The following is a 20,893-nucleotide window of genomic DNA, read 5'->3' as shown; positions in this document are numbered from 1 at the left end:
ATTTTGTGTGTAGGCTTCTTCATTTGAAAATTATATCGCTGAAAAAGCCTTTACAGATAGGTTTGTGCAACAAAGCCTCTTAGAAGTAAAATGAATACTAGAGGTAATAATAATTCAAAAGCTATAAGTCATAATGGATACTGCATTGAGTCTATAATGTTCACTGAAATAGACAAGTTGAAATTTATTTTAGATAAAATTTATCAAAATAATCTGAGTGCATTTGTTGATAATTGGATAGCTAATATTGACTCAGACTTAGCCAATTATAGATCCGAAACGTTTCAAAAACTTAACGAAAGCTTTGAAGGGCAAAAAAATAACCGACAGACTTTGTGTCGTACTCCTCTAGTTTTCAATTTAATCCTTTCGGAATGGATAGATGCGAGAGCACAAAATTCAAATTGTTGTTCACAATATATGAATAAGTATTTAATTGATAAGTTTATTAAAGATTTAGAGGATTTTGTTGGGCGAAATATCATCATTGATACAACTCGAAATCAAAAATTTGACGAGATAGTAAGTAAATTATTTCTTTTATATATTGATGCTATTGATGATCCATCCCATTATCCTCAAGAGTTCATCAATCTGATTAATGAACTTTCTATACAATAAAAAATCCCCTCATTCGAGGGGATTTCTTGAATCAAACTACAGCATATTAAAGCGCCGCAATCTGCTCCATATTCGCTTTAATCTTCGCTAACTGATCCGCAAACTCAGCCAGTTTCGCTTTCTCACCTTCAACAACAGCAGCAGGTGCTTTCGCCACAAAACCTTCATTTGCCAGTTTGGTGGCAATCTGGTCATGCTGTTTTTGAACCTTGTCGAGGTCTTTTTGCAGACGACCCAATTCCGCTTTAGGATCAATCAAGCCTTTCATCGGAACGAATACAGACACGTGACCCACTACAGAAGATGAAGACAATGGTGGTTGTTCAGCATCTGTAAGGAAGGTGATACTTTCCACTTTCGCCAATGCTTTAACCAATGCTTCGATACGTGCGATTTGCGCTTTTTCAGCTTCAGTGGTGTTCTGAAGAAGAACAGGCAACAGGCGAGCATTACCCAAGCCCATTTCACCACGGATGTTACGCACCGCACCAATCAAACCTTGCAGCCATTGCATGTCCGCTTCAGCTTGGTCATTCATTAATGCTTCGTCAGCAACAGGGTACTGCGCCAGCATGATGGTTTCGCCGCCCAAGCCGATCATTGGCGCAAGGGTTTGCCAGATTTCTTCGGTCAGGTACGGCATGATTGGATGCGCAAGACGTAAAGACGCTTCCATGACCGCAAGCAGAACACGGCGTACTTCCGCTTTACGTTCTTCAGAAACATTTTCATCGTTTAGAACCGGTTTGGTCAGCTCGACATACCAGTCACAGTATTCATTCCAGATGAACTCGTAAATGGCTTGTGCAGCCAGGTCTAAACGATAGGTTGCAAATGCAGTTTGTACCGCAGCTTCCGCTTTTTGCAGACGGCTGACGATCCACTGTTCAGGCAGTTCCCAAAGATCAGGACGTGCAGTTTGCCCTACGGTTTGACCTTCAACGTTCATCAACACGAAACGCGTACCGTTCCAGATTTTGTTGGCAAAGTTACGGTAACCTTCCACACGTTTCATGTCGAATTTGATGTCACGGCCGGTATTCGCGAGCGCACAGAAGGTAAAACGAACCGCATCGGTACCATAAGCCTGAATGCCTTCCGGGAATTCCTTGCGCGTTGATTTTTCGATCTTCGCGGCCTGTTTCGGGTTCATCAAACCGGTGGTACGTTTTTGTACCAGGGTTTCAAGGTCAACACCATCAATCAAATCTAACGGGTCCAGTACGTTGCCTTTCGATTTTGACATCTTCTGGCCTTCACCATCACGTACCAAGCCGTGAACGTACACAGTCTTGAACGGGACTTGTGGCGTGCCATCTTCATTTTTCATGAAGTGCATGGTCATCATGATCATGCGCGCCACCCAGAAGAAGATGATGTCAAAACCAGTGACTAGTACATCGGTCGGGTGGAAGGTATTGAGGAAATAGTTTTCTTTGTCTTTCGCGGCGTCGCCAGTCCAGCCCAACGTTGAGAAAGTCCATAGACCAGATGAGAACCAGGTATCCAGTACATCTTCGTCTTGTTTCAATTCTACTTCAGGCGCAATGTTATTTTTCGCACGCACTTCGGCTTCGTCACGACCCACGAATACATTACCTTCGGCATCATACCAGGCCGGAATGCGGTGGCCCCACCACAATTGACGCGAGATACACCAGTCCTGAATGTTGTTCATCCAGGCCATGTACATGTTGCTGTACTGTTCCGGCACGAATTTAATCTCGCCATCTTTCACGGCCTTAATCGCAGGCTCGGCAAGTGGTGCAATTTTCACATACCATTGGTCGGTCAGTAATGGCTCAACGATTACGCCTGAACGGTCACCGCGAGGTGGTTTCAAGGTGTAAGGTTGAATCTGGTCTAACCAGCCTTCCGCTTCAGCCTGTTCAACCAGTTTTTTACGTGCTTCAAAACGCTCTAAACCAATGTAGTCTGCAGGGGCAGGGATGGTTTTAGAAATCTGTTCGCCGGCTTTAGCGATGTATTCAAACTCAGCCAACACTTCCGCATTTTTATTAAAGATGTTGATGATTGGTAATTCGCAGCGCTTACCTACCTCATAGTCATTGAAGTCGTGCGCAGGGGTGATTTTCACACAGCCGGTTCCGAATGCTTTGTCGACATATTCGTCTTTCACGATTGGAACCGCACGACCTGTAATAGGCAGGATGATGTTTTTGCCGACCAGATCTGCATAGCGTTCATCATCCAGCGCAACGGCAACGGCGGTATCGCCCAGCAATGTTTCAGGACGTGTTGTGGCTACGACGATGTAATCTTTACCATCGTGGGTACGCAGTGACTTATCTTCAAAGAAGTATTTGAAGTGCCAGAGTGAACCTTGTTCTTCTTTATCTGACTCAACTTCCAGATCCGAAAGCGCGGTTTGCAGTTTCGGGTCCCAGTTCACCAGGCGCTTGCCACGGTAAATCAGGCCTTCTTCGTGCAGTTTGACGAACACTTCTTTCACTGCATTCGACAAGCCTTCATCCATGGTGAAACGTTCACGCGACCAGTCGACCGAAGAACCTAAACGGCGGATTTGACGGGTGATATTGCCGCCCGACTGTTCTTTCCATTCCCAGACTTTTTCGATGAATTTTTCACGGCCCAGGTCATGACGGCTGATGTTTTGTGCACCCAGCTGACGTTCAACCACCATCTGCGTGGCGATCCCGGCATGGTCGGTACCCGGCTGCCACAAGGTGTTTTTGCCCGACATACGGTTATAGCGCGTCAAGGCATCCATGATGGCATTGTTAAAACCATGACCCATGTGCAAGCTGCCGGTGACGTTTGGTGGCGGAATCATGATACAGAAGGATTCGCCTTTCTGAGATGGCTTAAAATAGCCGTTCTCTTCCCAAGTCTTGTACCATTTTTTCTCGATCTCGGTTGGATCGTAGGTCGTAGCAATATTTTGCGCAGAATCAGTCATAGTCAGAACAGATCAAAAGTGAATAAAAAATTGCAGCTATTGTAGCAAAAATTCATTCGAATTTAAGGAGAGAAACCGAGCAAAACACGTTTTGCTCAGCACAGCACTTGTCTATATCAGCAACTTTCGATTTTCAATGGTCAATCTGGTGCGAGAAAGCACTTATTTTTGCAAGAAATGCGCTTGAAGCGATTTTTAGTGTCCAAGTCTGAGCTGTCCATTTATGTCCTGTGCAAGATGACCGTCTAGAGGGCTTAATGATGATGGGCAGGGACAAAATCTACTTGATGCATTAACAGTCATGAGGATTTGGAGTATAAACGTGGAGCAATATGGGCGGATGGGATGGTCTACCGGGATCTGAATCCTATGACGATGACTTCAGCCTTGATCTATTTCAACGGGGGAGATATGGCGCAGCAAGACTTAAGCAATCAGGTGGTATGGATTACCGGTGCTTCTTCAGGCTTGGGCAAGGCATTGGCACAAGCCTATGCGGCACGTGGTGCCCAATTGGTTTTGACGGCGCGCCGTTATGAAGAATTGGAAAAAGTACGTGCCAGTCTGCATCAGCCCGAGCAGCATCTGTCGATTGTAGCGGATATTTGTGATGAGCAGCAGGTGCTACAGGCTTATCAGCAAGTGCTAGCGGAAAAGGGTCGAATTGACTGGCTGATTAACAATGCCGGACTGAGCCAGCGTGCCCTGATTCGGGATACCAGCATGCAGACCGAACGTGCGATTATGGAAGTGGATTATTTTTCCCAGGTTTTTCTGACCAAGACCGTACTGCCGACCTTGCTCAAACAGCAATCCGGACGTGTGGTGTTTATTTCCAGTGTCGCCGGTTTGCTGGGCACGCAATATCGCGCGACGTATTCTGCGGCGAAAGGCGCGATCCACATGTGGGCCAACAGCTTGCGTGCCGAGGTGGGTGATCAGGGCATTGGGGTGTCGGTGATTTTTCCGGGCTTTGTCAAAACCAATGTGTCTTTTAATGCGCTCAATGGCGCAGGCCAACCACAAGGCCATCAGGACAGTGCCATTGAAAACGGACTTGAGCCGGAGGCATTTGCCGAGCAGACCTTGAATGCCTTATTACGTGGTGAAGAATATATTGTGATTGGCGGTGCGAAAGAAAAACTCGGGGTATTAATTTCCCGTCTGTCACCGAAGTTACTCTATAAGATGATTCGCAAAAGCAGCGTGAAATAAGGAAAAAGCCTCTGTTTCTAGCATAAAAAAGCCAGCTGAGCTTGCAGCTGGCTTTTTGTTTTCGTGTGGAATGATGACGCGTTATTTGCTGCTCTGATTCAGCTCAGCCGTAGAGGGTTGATGCGTCACCTGATCAGCGGTGCTGGCTTTGACACCCCCACCGAGGACTTTGTAAAGTTCGACCTGGTTGTTCAGATTGGCCTGTTCCAGTAACAGCAAACCTTGTTCCGCTGCATATGCGGCACGCTGTGCATCGAGAACAGTCAGATAATTGTCAATCCCGGCACGGAAACGCGCATTGGCCAGTTTGTAGCTGCTATTGGTGGCATCCACTAAACGGCGTTGGGCGCTGAGACGTTCACCAATATTGGCACGCGTAGCCAAGGCATCATTAACTTCACGGAAAGCCGACTGAATCGATTTTTCATAATTGGCCAAGGCAATTTGCTGGTCCGTTTCAGAAATCTTGATGTTGGCTTTGCGGGTGCCCCAGTCAAAGATCGGGATATCCAGACTTGGATCGACTGCCCAGACAAAAGAACCGGATTTGAACAGATCAGTCAGGTCACTTGAAGCATAACCCGCAGAACCGGTCAGGCTGATGGTCGGGAACAGGCGTGCGCGAGCCGCACCAATATTGGCACCTGCTGCACTCAACCGATATTCCGCAGCTTTCACATCCGGACGGTTATTCAGCAAATCACTAGGTAAACCTGCAGCAAGAGCAGTCTGCTGAGTCACACGGTTGAGGCGCTGCTGTGGCAATAAGTTTGCAGGAACAGTTTGACCCACCAGCAGATTCAGCAGGTTTTGTGCCTGAGCCAGTTGTGTCTTGTAGTTGGCCACGTCATTGCGCGCAGTTTCTACTGAAATTTGCGCCTGACGGACCGGCAATTCGCTGTCGATCCCGACATCAAAACGCTTTTTGTTCAGGTTGTAGGATTCCAGTTGGGCTTGCAGGGTTTGCTGGGCTAGTTTCAGATTGGCATTGGCAAAGGAATAGCTCATCCAGGCCTGGGCAACCTGACCGATCAGGCTGATCTGCGTGGCATCCCGTGCACTTTGCGTCGCCAGATAATTGTCCAGCGCATTGTCTTTCAGACTACGCACGCGTCCCCAGAAATCCAGTTCATAAGCCGTCACACCGAGACCAACATTGTAGTTGGTCACTGGGTTTTTCGTATTCAGGGTGTCCTGACGTAATACGCTGCCACTGGCGCCAATGGTCGGTAACTGGTTGTTTTCCGAAATCTGGTACTGCTGCTGTGCACGTTGAATGTTCAGGGTCGCGGTACGCAGATCACGGTTATTGTTCAAGGCCAGCTGGATCACTTGCCGCAGACGTTGATCCGCGAAAAAATCCTGATAACCCTGTTCAGCAATCGATTGCTTGCTGCCATTTGAGTTGCTGTAACTTGCCGGAATGTCTGCTTTCACCGCGGGTTCTGGGCCACGCATGCTTTGACAGGCGGTCAAAGCAAGCGCAAGTGCAGATACCGCAATGCCACGACCTAAAAACGATCCTCGTTTTTGCATCACGATGTTTGCTCCTGGTTATTTTTAGGTTTGTATTTAAAGATGCTGCGAATCCACACGTAGAATACCGGAATAAAGAAGATTCCAAGTAAAGTCGAGCTGATCACACCACCAAGCACGCCATAACCGACTGAATGCTGGCTACCGGCACCGGCACCCGAAGCCAAGGCAAGCGGCAACACACCAAAACCGAAGGCTAGGGTGGTCATGATGATCGGGCGTAAACGCATTTTCGCAGCATGCAGGGTGGCTTCAAGCAGTTCTTCTCCCTGTTCTTGTAGCTCTTTTGCAAATTCTACAATCAGGATGGCATTTTTCGCCGCCAGACCAATCACCGCAATAATCGCCACCTGGAAGTAAATGTTATTCGACAGGTTTGGATCCTTGGTCAGAATCATGCCCAGGAAAGTCAAACCGACCGCACCGACAATCCCGAGTGGAATCACCAGCATCACCGAGAACGGAATCGACCAGCTTTCATACAGTGCGGCCAGACACAGGAACACAATCAGCATCGATAGCGCATACAACGAAGCGGTTTGTGAACCCGCCTCACGTTCTTCTAGCGATAGACCGGTCCATTCATAGTCAAAGCCTTGCAGGCCCATCGAAGGCAGTTTGGCGATGATTTCTTCCATAGCCAGCATGGCTTCACCTGAGCTGACCCCTGGTGCTGGCGTACCTTGAATGTTAACGGCAGAGATACCGTTATAACGTTCTAGACGTGGTGAACCATAGGTCCATTCACCGGTGGCAATGGTCGAGAATGGTACCATTTCACCGCTGTTGTTGCGCACGTACCACTTGTTCAGATCTTCCGGCTGCATACGTGAATCAGCCTGGCCTTGTACATAGACTTTTTTCACACGGCCACGGTCAATGAAGTCATTGACATAGCGGCCACCCCAGGCAATACCCATGGTGCTGTTAATTTCAGAAATACTGACACCCATTGAGCTGGCTTTTTCCGTATCTACAAGGATGCGGTACTGTGGGGTATCTTCCTGACCATTTGGACGCACACCCATCAGGCGTTTATCCTGTCCTGCCATACCCAGAATCATGTTACGTGCTTCGAGCAGTTTGGCATGGCCCTGACCTGAAGCATCTTTTAACTGCAGGTTAAAGCCGGCGGTGACACCCAGTTCAGGCATTGCCGGTAACTGTAATGGAATGATGTACGATGCATCTTTCACAATCGCATTCAGTGCCATCCCTCGTTGAATTAACGCGCCAATTTGCTGTTCTGGTGTGGTTCGCTCATCCCAGTCTTTCAGTTTAACGAAGGCCAAACCGGCATTTTGTCCAACCCCACTGAAGGAGAAACCGGCAACACTGAACACCGATTCCACGGTTTCTTTATTGCCTTCTCTAAAGAAGCCCGTGAGCTGGTCAATGGCATTTCCGGTACGTTCCAGCGTGGCATTTGGAGGTAACTGTACCAAAGTCAGTACTACACCTTGGTCTTCATTCGGCAAGAACGAGCTTGGCAGTTTTTGGAACAAGAACACCAGACTCGCCAGAATCACCGCATAGAACACCCCTGAAGCCAGTTTATGGATCAGCATTTTCTTGGCAATGTTCTGATAGCCTTGTGACAGACGGTTGAAACTGTGGTTAAACCAGCGGAAGAAACGCGCAACCGGATGATTACTTTGTGCCTTGTTCGGATCATGCTGTTTCAGGATGGTCGCACACAGCGCTGGGGTAAAGGTCAGGGCAATGATTAATGAGAAAATCATCGCGGTGACCAGGGTAATCGAGAACTGGCGATAGATCACCCCAGTGGTGCCGCTGAAGAATGCCATTGGAACGAATACTGCAGTCAAGACCGTGGTGATCCCGACCAGTGCACCAGAAATCTGCTGCATCGAGTGTTCGGTTGCCGTGACAGGATCGGTGTGTTCTTCGCTCATCACCCGTTCGACGTTCTCCACGACTACAATCGCATCATCCACCAGCAAGCCGATGGCCAGAACCATGGCGAACATGGTGAGCGTGTTGATACTGAAGCCAAATAGGTTAATGACCGCAAAGGTTCCCAGTACTACGACAGGAACTGCCAGCGTAGGAATAATCGTGGCGCGCCAGTTCTGCAAGAACAGGAACATCACGATAAACACCAGAATCACCGCTTCGATCAGCGTATGTACCACACTTTCAATGGAAAGTTTGATGAATGGAGTGGTATCAAAGGCCAGCGAGTCTTTTAGCCCAGCCGGGTAGTTTTTACGGAGCTGTTGCAGACGTTCATCGACTGCTTGTGCGGTATCCAGGGCATTGGCACCGGTTGCGAGTTTAATCGCTACACCACCTGCCGGTTTGCCGTTAAATTTCGACACAAACTGATAGTTTTCAGGACCCAGTTCTACGGTTGCCACATCACCCAAAGTGACTTTGGCGCCTGAGCTGGTGTTTTTCAGGAATACCTGACGGAACTGTTGTGGATCTTTCAGCAAGCTCTGTGCATTCACGGTGGCATTCAGCATTTGTCCCGGAACAGAAGGTGCTCCACCCAATTGACCCACCGCCACCTGCGCATTTTGTGTACGCAATGCAGTTAAAACGTCACTCGGGGTCAGCTGGTAGCTGCTCAGTTTGGCGGGATCGAGCCAGATACGCATCGCATAAGAACTACCGAAAACCTGCACCTCACCGACACCTGCAACACGGCTGAGCGGTTCGGCGATATAGGAGTTGACGTAGTCTTTAATGTCGGCATCAGACAGAGAGCCATCCGGTGAATGGAAAGCAACCACTTGCAGGAAGCTGGCACCTGATTTGGTAACTTTCACGCCTTGGCGTTGCACATCTTCCGGCAGCAGGGCGGTTGCGGATTGCAACTTGTTCTGGACCTGAACCTGAGCAATATTGGGATCGATGCCCTGTTTGAAGTTGACCTGGATACTGGCCTGACCGTTACCCGAACTGTTGGAGGAGATATAACGTAAGCCATCCAGACCATTCATTTGCTGTTCAATGATCTGGGTTACGGTATTTTCCACGGTTTCCGCAGATGCACCTGGATAGGTAGCAGAAATGGTGACCGTAGGCGGCGCAATCGTTGGGTACTGGGCAATCGGCATCTTGGTCAGGGTGATAATCCCGGCCAGCATGATAACCAATGCCAACACCCAAGCAAAAATGGGGCGATGAATAAAAAACTTAGCCATTTATGCAAGTCCTCAAGTGGATGCTTTCGGAGCTACGGTAGCTTTTGAGCCTGATGGTTGCTGTTGCGGCTGCGCTGTCGGTGCTGCTTTTGGCGTATAAGGTTTAACTACTACCTGTGCATCCGGTTTGACCTTGGCGACGCCATCGACAATCACTTTATCGCCATTTTGCAGACCTTTGGTGATGATCCAGTTGGCACCTTGCGTACCGGAAGTTTCAACCGGACGGCTTTCTACCTTGTTTTGTGCGTTGGCAATCATCACAACGGCTTGACCTGTCGGTAAACGGGTCAGTGCAGGTTGTGGAATCAGATAGGCATTGGGAATCACGCCTTGCACGATTTGTGCCGTGGCATACATGCCCGGCAATAACAGACTACTTGGGTTGCTGAAAACGGCGCGCAAAGTGACAGAACCGGTTTGCGGATCAACACTGGCATCCGAGAAAGCCAATTTACCTTCAACTGGATAGGTGCTGCCATCCTCAAGCTTTAACTTGACCGTGGTGTTGTTGCTGTTATTGAGATTACCTTGGCTCAATTGCTGACGCAATCGGATCAGTTCAGCACTCGACTGGTTAATGTCGACGTAAATCGGATCCAGCTGTTGAATGGTCAGCAACGGATCAGCTTGATTCGCAGTTACCAAGGCACCCGCTGTGACGGTTGAACGTCCGGTTTGACCTGAAATTGGCGCACGAATCACTGAATAGCCCAGATTGATCTCGGCATTTTTCAGTTGTGCGCGTGCTGAGTTCAGGTCGGCTTCTGCCAGACGCACTTGCGCCACGATGTCATCATATTCCTGTTTGGAAATGGCATTGGAGTTGACCAGCTGACTGTAACGGCCTTCTTTGGTCCGCAACATGTTGAGGTTGGCTTGGGCTCGTTGTACCGCAGCACGGGCGTTATCGGCATCCGCACGGTAAGTTCGTGAGTCCACTTCATACAGCGCTTGCCCCTGACGGACGTAGCTGCCTTCGGCAAACAGACGTTTTAAGACAATGCCGCTCACTTGTGGGCGAACTTCAGAAATTTGATACGCTGAGGTGCGGCCAGACAGTTCTACAGTCTGTTCGACGGCCTGAGCTTGAGCCACTAGAACACCAACCTCAGTAGGTGGCATTTTTTGTGCAGCAGCAGCTTGCTGTGCTTCTTTCGGGTCTTTGCTACAACCTACAAGTGCCAGACTTGTGGCTAATGCGCAAGCAGTAAGGGCAGGCGCCCAAAGCTTAGCCGACATCATTCTTCACCTCTTTAGATTCTTATCTAAAATTAATTCGTTTTTGCTTAAGCTGCCGGGGCTGAACCACAACCAAAGCAGAGAAATCCAAATAAAACCGATACTCCAACCCGCCAATACATCAGTCAGATAATGTACACCTGCGTAGATCCGAGAGATTCCCATCAGCACCAGCCAGATCATGGCGATCAGCATGATGTAGCGACGATAACGATGCCGATGAAAAATGAGCACTGCGCAGGTCGCTAGCGTTGCGGCATAAACACTATGCACACTGGGAAACGAATCACCATAATTATTGACTAAATGATACATTTCTGGCGGGCGGGGCCGAGCAATCCACCATTTGAGCAGCCAGCCAATCACGCTACTGCTGAGAATCGCCAAACCAAGAAATAGTGCGGTGCTGTACTTTTTATCACACGCCAGTTGTATGGCCCAAAACAGGCTAAACAGCAATACAAAAGGCATGCCGCCCAGGTAAGAAAGCCAGGTTGCCAAGGTATCCAGTAGCGGCATTCGATTGGTGTGCATCCAGTCGAGCAGGTTCATATCCCAGCCTGAAAATGCAGGCAGATGCCGGATCAGTTCACTGAGTCCGAGTAAGCAGCAGCCCACGAAAATCAAGCGGTATGGCATGTGAAAACCTTGTTATTCTAGCTGAAATCAACCAGACGAATAATTGATAAAGTGTACTCGTGAGTACACTTTATTTCAAGTCTATAAAAATCGTCGGTATTTAATTTTGATTGTTTTTTAACACGATTTTATCTGTGACGGCTATCGGAAAATTAACTGTTTTTTGAGGGAGGAGGTGTATTTTCAGCTTTTTCAGTCGGTAGTTTCGGGGGCCAGAAGAACTCACTTGGACGGGTCAGAAAATGCGTCAGTACCAGTTTGGCCAGCGGCTTCCACTGTTCAAAATGGACTTGCCGTGCGCGTAAGGCCACAATAATGGTGAGGGTAAAGCTGACAAATAGGTTGGTGAGACCGATCAGTAATACGCCTAAAAAAGACACGATGATCAGGCCAAGATCTGGCGTACCATTGATATTGATTAGGCCTTGGATGAAATTGGCCGAGGCAAAGGCAATATGGCGGATATCGAGCGGCAATCCCAGAATAAATCCCAGCGTGCCCATACTGCCCAGCATGATGCCAAACAGAAAATTACCTGCCAGTGCCCCCAGATTACGTTCAATATAATCTGCCAGTTTGTCCAGTCGTTCTTGACCAAGCAGTAAACGCAGGGACATGTGCATTTTCAGGCGTGGTCCGACCTTGCGATAGACTGCCATGTTGTCAAAATAACCCGCAATCAGACCGGACAGGAACAGACAAACGCCGGCGATCGCGGCATGTGGAATGGCGAGTGAGGTAAAGGGATCTAAGTCATGCAACATCTGCGTGGCTTTGGCATGTGTCATGAGTGGTTCATGCAGGCTGCCCTGCCAAAGCAGGGCAATCAGTGCCGCCGTGGGAATGGCAATCGAAATATTGCCTAGAATCGCAATAAATTGCGTGCGGATAATATTCACGATCAGAGCGGCCAGCTCTATAAGTTGGGCACTTTTAGAACCTTTACGCTGTTGCACCGTGGCTGCCAGTGCGGCTGCAGTCATCGCAGGCTGTTTGGTTGCAACCGTAAAATGCAGCACATGGATCAGCATAAAACCCAGTGAATAATTCATGCTATAGACAAAGGCCTGCATCAAGGGTGCCATGCTCATTCGCGCAGCCAAGGTTTTCAGGCTGGCCATGCTGGCAATAATCACGCCGGCACCCGCTGCTGCTTTAAACATTGAGAAAAAACCGGCCTTGTCGCTACTGACATAGTGTTCGCCCGTTCGGCTGGCATTTTCGGTGACCTGCAGAGCGATCAATTGACTGTTGGTCGACAGTAAATCCCGCACACTTTGTTCACTGTAGTGGGCAGCAGCAACCGCTTTGAGCAAGTTCGCCATTGCCTGATAACGATCCCGAGGGGCATCGACCAGTAGATGCAGCAGCAGTTCAATACGATCCAGACATTGTTCCAGCAGCGACAGCAAGTAAGTCAGGCTTAGACTGACCCCGATCCGTTTGGTGGCACGACGAATCTTCAGTACCACATCGCGGCATTGTTCAAACATCACAAAAGCCTGTGAGGCATCTGGCATGAAAAGCGCACAGCTCTGGGGATGTTGCAGGCAACTCTGTTTAAAGTTACTGATAAATTCGTTGATTTCCCGATTTTGTACCAGAAACGGGGACTCATATTCTGTCAGATCGGGCTGTGCATTAATAAATTCGGGGTACAGCGCTATCCCGCTGATACGATAGGATAGCACTGTGATCGCTTTCAGAATTTCCTGCTGAATGCTTTGGCACTCAGTTTGTATACTGTTGTCATCACTGAGCAGTTCAAACAGCTGAGTCCAGCAGGACAAATCGATCTGTGCCAGCCATTCAGGATCACTCGGTTGATAAAAAATCTCGCCAATCAGGTAGCGAAGCTGCTGTTGATCCTGAATGACGGGGAGCAGATAGGCTCCTATCCGTTGCATTAACTGGTTCCAGAACCCATCAAGTGGCAAGATGCCGCTTTCGGCATACAGGCTGGTCTGTTTGTATTGATTGATCAGTCTAACAATAAAATGTTGTAAGGTCGCTGCTGCCGTTGGAATCCGCAGTAATGCCTGAATCAGGGCATTAAACTTGAGCTGGATTTCTTCTGGATTTTGGCTGTCTGCCGGACGGATGCGATTGATCAGTTCAATGATCAGTTGTTTATTGACAACAGCCTGTTTCTGCTCAAGCTGTTGCTGCATTTTTTCAAATAGATCGTAGAGGGCAATCTGCATCAGGATTTATTGGATACGGTGTAAGGCCATCTGCGCCAAATTGTGCAGGGCCTGGCGGTATTCGCTGTCTGGCAGAATGGTAAGTGCAGCACAGGCACGTTCGGTTTCTTCTGTCGCACGTTGACGGCAGTAATCCAGAGCACCTGAATGTTTGACAATGGCAATGACCTGCTCAAGCTGTTCAACGCCACCGGTGGCAATACTGCGACGAATAATCTGGTGGTCGTCACCGCTGGTATTTTTTAATGCAGCGATCAGGGGCAGGGTAGGTTTACCTTCCATCAAGTCATCGCCGATATTTTTACCGAGGGTTTCAGCATCTGAAGTGTAATCCAGAATATCGTCAATAATCTGGAAGGCATTACCGAAGTGGCCAGCGAAACAGCGTAGTGCTTCACGATATTCGGGTTTGCCGCACAAGATGGCAGCCCCTTCCGTTGCCAGTTCAAATAAACGCGAAGTTTTGCCATGAATAATTTTCAGATAGGTTTCTTCTGTGGTGTCCGGTTGATGCTGGGACTGTAACTGCAGCACTTCACCTTCTGCAATTTCACAGGTACCGGTGGAGAAATCTTTGAGTAAGTCAAAGTTATTAAAATTCACCAGCAGATCAAAAGAACGTGCAATCAGAAAATCACCGACCAAGACCGCGGTCTGGTTGTTCCAGGTGGCATTCGCCGTTGGACGGCCACGACGCAGAGTGGACTCATCGACGACATCATCATGTACCAAGGTGGCAGTATGTAACATTTCAATAATGGCCGCCAGTTTACGTGCATCGGCCAGATCGGTTTCGCCACAGGCACGCGACGCCAGCAAGCACATAATTGGTCGCATGCGCTTGCCGCCCGCTTCGACCACATGTTTGCTCACCGACATGACCAATGCCACTTTTGAACTAATGCCTTCATTAATGAATTGATCCATCGCAGCAAAATCGGTAGCAACAGGAGCGAGAATATCTTGCTTAAAGTCGATGGCCATGTGAAGAAAAACCTCTAGTTCGTCGATGAGTCGCGTGAGTGTAACAATAACAATACGATAAAGTGCTTTAGCATACCATTATGTCATTGCCTATAGCCATGTTGTCCAGTCTTGATGCAAAAACAGCAGTAGGCGGGTCGTTGAGCCGGATTAGCAGAATATCGGTTCAAGCATGAAACAGCCTATATACTAGCGAATAGTTTTTAAAAATCTATTTGCAATTGGGCGAAAGATGCAATTTAAGCAAAAAAATACAGCTGTTCAGCGAGTTTGCTGTGAAACAGAAATCGGCTAAAGTCTGTGCAATGGCTGCTATAATATTTCCTGTAAATGACTTGTTGTTTGGCTGATTATCACTTAAAATCTGTGCCCTTGTATAACACCCAGTGGCGTTCGTTTTAAGATCGATATCTTCCTTTATCGGCACGACGACACGGGCATGATTGGAGTACATTATGTACGCAGTAATCCAAAGCGGTGGTAAACAGCACCGTGTAGTTGAGGGTGAAACCCTTAAAGTTGAATTATTGAAAGCTGAAACTGGTTCAACGATTACGTTTGATGACGTATTGATGGTTGTAAATGGTGACAGCATTCAAATCGGTGCTCCAGTTGTTGCTGGCGCTAAAGTAACTGCAGAAGTAGTTGGCCATGGTCGTCACGACAAAATCCGCATCGTAAAAATGCGCCGTCGTAAACATTACCGTAAACAACAAGGTCACCGTCAATGGTTTACCGAGTTGAAAATTACTGGTATTTCAGGCTAATTACGAGGAGTAAAGAGACATGGCATCTAAAAAAGCCGGTGGTTCGACACGTAACGGTCGTGATTCAAACCCTAAAATGCTTGGTGTTAAAGTTTACGGCGGTCAAGCTGTAACTGCTGGTAACATCATCGTTCGTCAACGTGGTACAGAATTCCACGCTGGTGCAAACGTAGGTATGGGCCGTGACCATACTTTATTTGCTACTGCTGATGGCGTAGTAAAATTCGAAGTGAAAGGTCAGTTTGGCCGTCGCTACGTAACTGTTGAAACTGTATAAGTTTTGATGGTCGAAAAAACCCACATGATTGTGGGTTTTTTTATGCCCGTCATTTGGTGAAAAGGGACTCCGTATCTTCATCATGATGGATGAATTTCTACACTGTGCATTAATAAGCATACAAAACTTCTTATTTTCTCAATTATTAGCATTAAAAACTGGTTTAAGATGGCACATCTAACCCATTGTGGTAATGCAAAAAGAAAAAGGTGATGACATGAACATGCTTCGTAAAACCCTGTGTGTGATGGCTTTAGGTACAGTGACATTGGCACCTGTAATGACCACGGCAGTATATGCTGCACCTGTTGCAGCATCGGAGCAGCAAGCAACCGCCAGTTTAGTGCGACAGTTGAACGGAATTCGCAGTTTAACCGCGAATTTTGAGCAAACCACCAAGGCCACTACCAATAAGGCCAAACAGCAAAAAGGCCTGACGGCTCAACACATGAATCAGACCTTCAGAGGACAAATGAAGGTGGAGCGTCCAGGTAAGTTTTTCTGGCAAACCACAACTCCGGCCAAACAGACCATTGTGACCTCAGGCAAAACGGTCTGGATTTATGATCCCGATTTAGAACAGGCAGTCCGTCAGACACTGGATGAACAGGTATCTAATACCCCAGCCTTGTTGCTGTCAGGGAATACCAGTCAGATCATGAAATCATATCGTGTCACTCAGCCGAATAAAGCGAAAACCTATTACACCCTGTATCCGAAAAACCGTGAAGGTGCCTTCCAGAGCTTGACCATCAGTTTTGGCGCGAATAAGGCACCGAGCTTGATGATCTTGCAAGACTCACTCGGACAAACCACCTATGTGAAATTCAACAATGTGCAGGTGAATAGCAAAATTGCGGCCAGTACCTTTAATTTCACACCACCTAAAGGCACAGATATTATTGATCAATAATGGATTGCAGTTTCCAAGCCACCTTCGGGTGGCTTTTTTATGCTGAGGCTTAAGCATAGATTGCGCCGGAATATTCACCGCTTGGCTATGCTTCGAGAGGTAGATACATTTTTTAGCTAGGCAGAGGCGAGCTGACTTTGTATAGTCCCAGCCAGATTCATACCCCCAACAGTAAGCAGGATGGAATTGATGACGTACAGACCGATCGGCAGTGTAATCATAGTTTTATTGATGCTTGGTCTGGCTGCCTGTCAGCCTAAACCGGATGCATCTGCACCTTCGGCGAAACAGTCAGCCTCTGCCCAATCTGCACAGCCTGCCAATTCGACTTTGCCGCTGATTGAGGCACGTGTGGTACCCGTTAAGGTCAGTAAAACGGAATCCTGTAATGCGCAAGGTTGTACGCAGTATGACTTGCAAACGGTACAAACCAACGTGCCCTGGATTGATCAGTATTTCCTGCAACGGATTCAAAAGTCTCAGCCCAATGCCTTTGATGGCAAGCCTAACCAGAAAGTGAATGTTCAGCCTGATCAGCCACAGCTCAATCAGAGTTCAATCTATGTGCGTTATCTGGGGCAAAATCATGCCGTCGCGAGCTTCATACTGGAAAATTACACCTACAGTGCTGGTGCAGCCCATGGTCTGTATCATCAGGAATTTGTCAATTTTGACCTGAAGAAGAAAAAGCGTTTGCAGTTGACTGACGTGATTAAGCCAGGTGTCGAGCGTGCTCTGTTGCAGCAGTTGTATGATGCCAATGCACTGTGGTTGGAACAGCATGAAATTGACCGCAGTCGATTGCAACTCAGTGATAACTTTTATTATGGCGTCAATGGCATCATCTTTGTTTATCCGTTGTATGAGCTCGCCTCTTATGCTGAAGGCATGAGCGAACTGACTTTACCGTATAGTTTGGCACGTCAGTTGATCAAAACCGAGTACTTGCCGGCTTTACCTAAATATCCTCAGCCTTAATCCTGTACCCTTGCTGATGCAGCAAATTCGCCCACCCGCTCAGGTAGGTTACTGTATTTTTTGTCATGAAGCGCTTACACTATAGCCAGTTTTTTATCTGCATACATGATTGGCTATGATCGACCCAAAACTACTCAGAAATAATATTGAGGCTGTAAATTTAGCCTTGGCAAAACGTGGTGTACAACTCGATGTTGCAGAGTGGGCATCTTTAGAATCCCGTCGTAAAGAGATTCAGCAAAAAACTGAAAATCTGCAAGCTGAGCGTAATGCCGGTGCCAAACAAGTCGGTCAGATTAAAAAAGCCGGTGGCGATGCCTCAGAAATTATGGCACGCATGGCGGCGATTGGGGATGAAATCAAAGCGGCTGAAACTGCTTTGGCAGAATTACAAGCCGAAATCGAACAGAAATCCTTAAGCATTCCAAACTTGCCAGATGAATCGGTTCCTGCGGGTAAAGATGAAAGTGATAACGTGGAAATCCTAAAATGGGGCACACCACGCCAGTTTGATTTTGAAGTTAAAGACCACACCGATCTCGGTGAGATGATGGGTGGTTTGGAATTTGAAACAGCGACTAAACTCACTGGTTCTCGTTTTAGCGTATTAAAAGGGCCATTGGCACGTTTACAACGTGCATTGACTCAATTCATGCTGGATACGCATACTCTCAAAAATGGTTACACTGAAGCCTATGTCCCTTATCTGGTCAATGCGGAAACCTTACGTGGTACCGGTCAATTGCCAAAATTTGAAGAAGATCTGTTCAAATTACAGGGCGAAAAGGAATACTACCTGATCCCGACTGCAGAAGTACCGGTCACTAACTTCGTGCGTGATGAAATCATTGACACGGAACGTTTACCACTCAAATATGCAGCGCATACGCCATGTTTCCGTAGTGAAGCGGGCTCTTATGGCCGTGATACGCGCGGTTTGATCCGTCAGCACCAGTTTGACAAAGTGGAAATGGTGCAAATCGTGAAGCCAGAAACGTCGATGCAGGCCTTGGAAGAGTTGACGGGGCATGCAGAAGGTATTTTGCAGGCACTAGGTTTGCCATACCGTAAAATCCTGCTGTGTGGCGGTGACATGGGCTTCGGTGCAACTAAAACCTATGACCTTGAAGTTTGGGTACCTAGCCAGAATACCTATCGTGAAATTTCGTCTTGCTCCAACATGGGGGATTTCCAGGCACGCCGTATGAAAGCGCGTTACCGTGTCGATGCCAAGAAAATTGAACTGGTGCATACCTTGAACGGTTCAGGACTAGCGGTGGGTCGTACCTTACTGGCAGTGATGGAAAACTATCAGCGTGCTGATGGCTCAATTGAGATTCCGGAAGTATTACGTCCTTATATGGGCGGTACGACTTTCATTAACTAAGCTGAAGTTGCCATGATTTTTGCTGTGTACAATCAGATTGAATGCTTAGAGGTATAACGTGGATATTTTCCCAATCTCACTCAAGTTGCAACAGCAAGCTTGTCTGATTGTCGGCGGTGGCAATATCGCCTACCGTAAAGCATTACTGCTGACCCAGGCGGGAGCCGTGCTGGATGTTCTTTCTCCGGAAATTGATGCGCAGTTGCTGGCTCTGTTACAGCAAAGCGGTGGCCATTACCATCAAGCAAAATTCCAGCCAGATTTTCCTTGGTCCGATTACCGTTTGGTGATTGCCGCGACCGATGATGCAGAAGTGAACCGTCAGGTTTTTGAGGCCTGTGAAGTCTTAAAAGTCTTGGTCAACAGTGTGGATGACATCCCGCATTGCCGTTTTATGGTGCCCGCGATTATTGACCGTTCACCTTTGGTGATTTCGATTGCATCGAATGGCACATCCCCCGTGCTGTCACGACAGATCCGAACCCAGCTGGAAACCAGCATTCCGCATGGCATGGGCAAACTGGCCAAATTTTCTGGTGAGTGGCGCCCGGTTGTGAAAGCTAAAATTGGCAATCCAGATGAACGACGGATTTTCTGGGAAAATCTATATGCCAGTCCGTTGCGGGAGCAGGTGTTTAATGACAACCTGGCTGAAGCAGAACGCATGATGCAACAGGCGCTGGATGAATGGCAAACGCCGAAAGGTGAAGTTTATCTGGTAGGCGCAGGCCCAGGTGATCCTGAACTGTTGACTTTAAAAGCCTTGCGTTTGATGCAGCAAGCCGATGTGGTGATTTACGACCGTCTGGTGTCTGCACCGATTCTGAATCTGTGTCGTCGTGATGCAGAAAAAGTCTATGTCGGCAAAGCACGCTCCAATCATGCGGTACCGCAAGAAGGCATTAATGCGCTGTTGGTGGAGTATGCTCAACAGGGCAAGCGCGTCTGCCGTTTAAAAGGTGGTGATCCATTCATCTTTGGCCGCGGCGGTGAGGAAATTCAGGAACTATTTGCTGCGGGTATTCCTTTTCAGGTGGTGCCAGGCGTGACGGCGGCTTCGGGGTGTTCTGCTTATGCAGGCATTCCACTCACCCATCGAGACTATGCACAAAGTGTTCGTTTCTTGACGGGACATCTGAAAGAGGGTTCTCCAGAGCTGCCATGGAGTGAATTGGTGTATGAAAACCAGACCTTAGTGCTGTATATGGGGTTGGTGGGGCTGGAAAAAATTTGTCGTGAACTGATTGCTCATGGCCAACGTCCAGATATGCCGGTTGCCCTGATTTCCAAAGGGACTACGCCAGAGCAAAAAGTGGTGGTGGGCACTTTGGCGGATATTGCAGACAAGGTTAATGAACATCATATTCAGGCACCGACCCTGACCATTATTGGCGAAGTGGTGCGTCTGCGCGACCAGCTGAAATGGCAATAATGCTGTATCCGCTGCCTTGATATAAAGTAGAGAACTGATGTGATCCATGTTGTTTTGTTTGAACCTGAAATTCCTGCCAATACCGGGAATATCATCCGTTTATGTGCCAATACCGGTGCACAGCTTCATTTGATTAAGCCGCTGGGCTTTGAGCTGGATGACAAAAAGCTGAAACGTGCTGGGCTAGACTATCATGAGTGGGCACGGATGCGGATTTGGGAGAATATCGAATCCTGTTTGGCAGAACTGAAATCACAGGGCATCGAACACGTATTTCCTTTGACTACAAAAGGGACAGCAACACCGCATACCGTTGATTTAAATCGTCCAGTAGCCTTGTTGATGGGGCCGGAAACCCGTGGTCTACCTGAAGCGGTACGTTTAATGTTTCCACAAGAACAATGGATCCGTTTACCCATGGCTGAAAACTCGCGTAGCTTGAATTTATCCAATGCCACTGCCGTGATCGTGTATGAAGCTTGGCGCCAGCAAGGATTTAAGCCACTCTGAGTTTCATCTTGAGCAGATACGTTGAGCTGAAATAGACAGATAAATAGAAAAAGGCGCTTTAAGCGCCTTTTTCT

Annotated in this window: 16 protein-coding genes; 9 read left to right on the top strand and 7 right to left on the bottom strand. The window is 47.9% G+C overall.

From position 1 onward, the window contains the following. Positions 1–90 precede the first annotated feature (90 nt). The gene (locus PAE54_RS06250) at positions 91–621 is read left to right on the top strand and encodes a hypothetical protein (RefSeq protein ID WP_326518811.1); all 531 of its coding nucleotides are present in this window, start codon (positions 91–93) and stop codon (positions 619–621) included. A gap of 46 nt (positions 622–667) precedes the next feature. Here PAE54_RS06250 and PAE54_RS06245 read toward each other — a convergent pair whose 3' ends face one another. Next, complete coding sequence (locus PAE54_RS06245) at positions 668–3,562, bottom strand: valine--tRNA ligase (RefSeq protein ID WP_442784383.1); 2,895 nt, start codon at positions 3,560–3,562, stop codon at positions 668–670. 411 nt (positions 3,563–3,973) lie between these two features. Here PAE54_RS06245 and PAE54_RS06240 point away from each other — a divergent pair, with 411 nt between their 5' ends. Then, a complete protein-coding gene (locus tag PAE54_RS06240) occupies positions 3,974–4,777 on the top strand; it encodes an SDR family oxidoreductase (RefSeq protein WP_326518813.1) in 804 nt (267 codons plus the stop codon). Positions 4,778–4,858: 81 nt separating this feature from the next. Here PAE54_RS06240 and adeK read toward each other — a convergent pair whose 3' ends face one another. The 6 genes from adeK to sdsA all read right to left on the bottom strand — a co-directional run bounded on the left by adeK (position 4,859) and on the right by sdsA (position 14,555). After that, complete coding sequence (gene adeK, locus PAE54_RS06235; protein WP_326518812.1) at positions 4,859–6,313, bottom strand: multidrug efflux RND transporter AdeIJK outer membrane channel subunit AdeK; 1,455 nt, start codon at positions 6,311–6,313, stop codon at positions 4,859–4,861. After that, complete coding sequence (locus PAE54_RS06230; RefSeq protein WP_326518810.1) at positions 6,313–9,486, bottom strand: efflux RND transporter permease subunit; 3,174 nt, start codon at positions 9,484–9,486, stop codon at positions 6,313–6,315. The genes adeK and PAE54_RS06230 overlap by 1 nt, the downstream gene beginning before the upstream one ends. A 12-nt stretch (positions 9,487–9,498) precedes the next feature. After that, positions 9,499–10,731, bottom strand: coding sequence for an efflux RND transporter periplasmic adaptor subunit (locus PAE54_RS06225; RefSeq protein ID WP_326518809.1), 1,233 nt, complete (start codon positions 10,729–10,731; stop codon positions 9,499–9,501). Between the two features lie 3 nt (positions 10,732–10,734). After that, positions 10,735–11,367 carry a phosphatase PAP2 family protein gene (locus PAE54_RS06220; RefSeq protein WP_326518808.1) on the bottom strand — a complete coding sequence of 211 codons (633 nt, stop codon included), beginning with the start codon at positions 11,365–11,367 and terminating at the stop codon, positions 10,735–10,737. 152 nt (positions 11,368–11,519) lie between these two features. Next, entirely contained in the window at positions 11,520–13,571 is a 2,052-nt protein-coding gene (locus PAE54_RS06215) for a site-specific recombinase (RefSeq protein ID WP_326518807.1), read from the bottom strand. Between the two features lie 6 nt (positions 13,572–13,577). Then, positions 13,578–14,555, bottom strand: coding sequence for an All-trans-nonaprenyl-diphosphate synthase (gene sdsA, locus PAE54_RS06210; protein ID WP_326518806.1), 978 nt, complete (start codon positions 14,553–14,555; stop codon positions 13,578–13,580). Between the two features lie 455 nt (positions 14,556–15,010). Here sdsA and rplU point away from each other — a divergent pair, with 455 nt between their 5' ends. The 7 genes from rplU (at position 15,011) to PAE54_RS06175 (ending at position 20,819) form a co-directional block, all read left to right on the top strand. Further along, positions 15,011–15,322, top strand: a complete 312-nt coding sequence (gene rplU / locus PAE54_RS06205) for a 50S ribosomal protein L21 (protein ID WP_273778667.1) — start codon at positions 15,011–15,013, stop codon at positions 15,320–15,322. 19 nt (positions 15,323–15,341) lie between these two features. Beyond that, on the top strand, positions 15,342–15,599 hold the full coding sequence (gene rpmA, locus PAE54_RS06200; protein ID WP_273778668.1) for a 50S ribosomal protein L27: 258 nt from the start codon (positions 15,342–15,344) through the stop codon (positions 15,597–15,599). A 217-nt stretch (positions 15,600–15,816) separates the two neighbouring features. After that, a complete protein-coding gene (gene lolA / locus PAE54_RS06195) occupies positions 15,817–16,512 on the top strand; it encodes an outer membrane lipoprotein periplasmic chaperone LolA (protein ID WP_326518805.1) in 696 nt (231 codons plus the stop codon). Between the two features lie 180 nt (positions 16,513–16,692). After that, entirely contained in the window at positions 16,693–17,490 is a 798-nt protein-coding gene (locus tag PAE54_RS06190) for an RsiV family protein (protein WP_442784382.1), read from the top strand. A gap of 115 nt (positions 17,491–17,605) precedes the next feature. Then, positions 17,606–18,877, top strand: coding sequence for a serine--tRNA ligase (serS, locus tag PAE54_RS06185; protein ID WP_326518803.1), 1,272 nt, complete (start codon positions 17,606–17,608; stop codon positions 18,875–18,877). 58 nt (positions 18,878–18,935) lie between these two features. Next, a complete protein-coding gene (gene cysG / locus PAE54_RS06180; RefSeq protein WP_326518802.1) occupies positions 18,936–20,309 on the top strand; it encodes a siroheme synthase CysG in 1,374 nt (457 codons plus the stop codon). 39 nt (positions 20,310–20,348) lie between these two features. Next, positions 20,349–20,819, top strand: a complete 471-nt coding sequence (locus PAE54_RS06175; RefSeq protein WP_326518801.1) for a tRNA (cytidine(34)-2'-O)-methyltransferase — start codon at positions 20,349–20,351, stop codon at positions 20,817–20,819. Positions 20,820–20,893: the final 74 nt, after the last annotated feature.

Source organism: Acinetobacter minutum, from assembly GCF_035916735.1.
Classification (GTDB): domain Bacteria; phylum Pseudomonadota; class Gammaproteobacteria; order Pseudomonadales; family Moraxellaceae; genus Acinetobacter.
The sequence above is the reverse complement of the archived record's forward strand: the minus strand, read 5'-3'. Positions and strand labels throughout refer to the sequence as shown.